3 protein-coding genes are annotated in these 2,755 nt (G+C 35.8%); all 3 read right to left on the bottom strand.

Features of this window, described 5'->3' with window-relative positions; all coding sequences use genetic code 11:
• Positions 1 to 247: 247 nt before the first annotated feature.
• The 3 genes from thiE to ADH52_RS06445 all read right to left on the bottom strand — a co-directional run bounded on the left by thiE (position 248) and on the right by ADH52_RS06445 (position 2,469).
• Positions 248 to 880, bottom strand: a complete 633-nt coding sequence (thiE, locus tag ADH52_RS06435; RefSeq protein ID WP_049510627.1) for a thiamine phosphate synthase — start codon at positions 878 to 880, stop codon at positions 248 to 250.
• Between the two features lies 1 nt (position 881).
• The gene (gene thiM, locus ADH52_RS06440) at positions 882 to 1,664 is read right to left on the bottom strand and encodes a hydroxyethylthiazole kinase (RefSeq protein WP_049510628.1); all 783 of its coding nucleotides are present in this window, start codon (positions 1,662 to 1,664) and stop codon (positions 882 to 884) included.
• A gap of 136 nt (positions 1,665 to 1,800) precedes the next feature.
• Complete coding sequence (locus tag ADH52_RS06445) at positions 1,801 to 2,469, bottom strand: TenA family protein (protein ID WP_049487788.1); 669 nt, start codon at positions 2,467 to 2,469, stop codon at positions 1,801 to 1,803.
• Positions 2,470 to 2,755 lie beyond the last annotated feature (286 nt).

Genomic DNA, 2,755 nt, shown 5'->3' on the forward strand with positions numbered 1-2,755 from the left:
GTATCAGGTTCAATGGGTATCATCTCAGCCTAAAGCACCCCAAATGTCTTTATTATTTAATTATATAAATATTATAACAAACGATTTTTTTCAGTTCAAGAAATTGAACTGAGAAATAAGCTAGGCCAATCTATTGTAGTAAAATCACTAAGTAAACCATATAAACAGCCTATTCACTTATGAAGGATAACAACCCAACTTATCGAGTGAGAGAATCCTATTGACTTAAAATACAAGAATAAAAAAGTTAAAATTGTTCATTCATTTCTCGAACAATTTTTTCTATATTTTTTGCATACGATATTGCTGAAATGATTGAAACACCGTCAACATTGGTCTTCATAATGTCTTTAATATGTTGCGTCTGTATCCCACCAATTGCAACTAAGGGCATTTGTGGCAATAGTTTTCTCATCAATTTAAGACCTACATAACCTATAGCACCACCAGCATCATCCTTTGACTGGGTATCAAATACAGGACCAACACCAACATAATCTACATATTCAACTTTTGATTGTTGAAATTCTTCCTCGTTTTTTATAGAAAGACCAATTATTTTATCTGGCATCAATTTTCTAATTTCATCAACTCCAAGGTCATCCTGTCCTACATGTACGCCATCAGCATCTATTTCCAATGCTAACTCAATATCATCATTAACAATAAACGGAACATTGTATTTTTTACAAAGAGCCTGTAGTTTTATTGCTAATTCGACTTTTTCTATACCTTTCAGGGCTCCCTCACCTTTTTCACGGAATTGAAATAAGGTTATACCACCTTTTAAGGCTTCCTCAACGACCGCATATAGATCTTTTCCTTGGCAAGTAGTCGTTCCACAAATAAAATATAGTTTTAGTAATTCTTTATGAAACATTTTACTTCACTCTTTTGAATTCCTTTACATCTTCATCTGTAATCTCATATAAGGCATTTATAAATTCAACTTTAAATGTTCCAGGAAGATGTCCATTTGGACGTTTTTCTGCCATTTCTCCAGCGATATTGTAAACCAACATTGCTGTTTCTAATGATTTCAATTCTTGACCTTTTTCTAGTCCGATAAAGCTTGCTACTACAGCACCTAATAAGCATCCTGTCCCAATAACTTTTGGCATCATGGCACTACCATTGTGAATCGTTACCACTTCTCCATTTACCGCAATAGCATCCACTTCACCTGTTACTACTATTGGAATATTGAACTTCTTATTTGCTGCTAGAGCAATTTCGTCAATATTATCTACACCCGCACTATCTACTCCTTTAGATGCCACATTGATCCCTACTAAAGAGGCAATCTCGCCAGCATTTCCTCTAATCGCGGCTAGTTTGTAATTGTTGATTAGATCATCTGCTACTTTTTTTCTATATTCTCCTGCTCCACAGGCTACAGGATCTAAAACTGCTGGGACATTATATTTCTCTGCAATTTTCAAAGCAGCTTGGTATAATTTCCAATTTTCATCTGTCAATGTTCCTATGTTTATTAATAAGCCTCCAGCATACTTTAACAAATCCTCTAAATCAGCAGGAAACTCACTCATGGCTGGTGACGCACCCAGTGCTACTAATCCATTTGCTGTGAAATTTTTTACTACATCATTGGTGATACAAATGACCAAAGGTGCTTTTTCTTTTAATGATTTTAAACTTGTCATATTAAAATTCTTCCTTTTCACTTTATACGATCTACTGATTTCGATTTATCTCTATCTTTCGTTAAGAAATTTTTTTCATTTACCATTTACATTGAATGATTTACCTCATCAAATTTGTAAATATCCTAAACCTTCTCTAGGCGTCATAGCCAATATCAAAAAAGGCTAATTCTAAAGCAACCGCTTGATTCCAGCGTTCCTGAAGTTCTGTCATATCCTCTCTACCTTTCCCAACACGATTGAGTTCGTCAACCAGAAATTGAACCCACTCTGCAAAGAAAGGACCTCTGTGGAGATTAATCCATTCCGAATGAATGTAGGCTTCAGGTAGAGCCAAATCTTTAGAACCCCAGTCTAAATAGAGACCTTCTGCAATGACCAGCATGACCAAAAGATGGGCATAATCTGATGATGACACAACAGAATACATTAGATCCTGAAAGGCTTTTGTTACAGGATGCAAGGTCACTTCCAGATAATCATTCTCAGATACTTTTAACTCTTTGAAAGCCTTCTGGAAATAACCGTCTTCATCTGCTTCAAGAAAGCCTAGTTGCTTGGCAAAACGAAGCTTGGATTCAAGCTGGTCTGCGTGGGCTACGCAGGCACCCAGCATGGATAAGAAGGCATCAAAGAAGTGATAATCTTGAATTAGGTAGTCTTTTAAGACCTTATTCTCAATTGTCCCCGCAAAAAGTTCCTTAACAAAACGATGATTGATTGCAGCCTGCCAATCCTTCTGACTGCTTTTTAATAATTCTCCAACAGTCAAACCTGGCTGAAATGCATAGTCTTGTGTTTCCATATTTACTTTTCCTCTCTTTACTCGTTCGTAATCAACAAAACATCAAGAAAATCCTAGTTTTACTTGACCTTTTTAAAGAAAATCAAGGGCGTTCAAGAAGAGCTACCTAAATGCTTTGTATCACCTTCATCCAGCTTATATAAACAAAAAAACTCCAATTACAATCAAGAATTAGAGTTTAGCTTACAAGATTAGATCGTTCATTTCGCCATACGAAAAAACGTTTCACATTTCCCTTCGCCAGTCTTAACTGTATCAGGTTCAATGGGTATCATCTCAGCCTAAA

Source organism: Streptococcus pseudopneumoniae (assembly GCF_001072665.1).
GTDB lineage: Bacteria > Bacillota > Bacilli > Lactobacillales > Streptococcaceae > Streptococcus > Streptococcus pseudopneumoniae_S.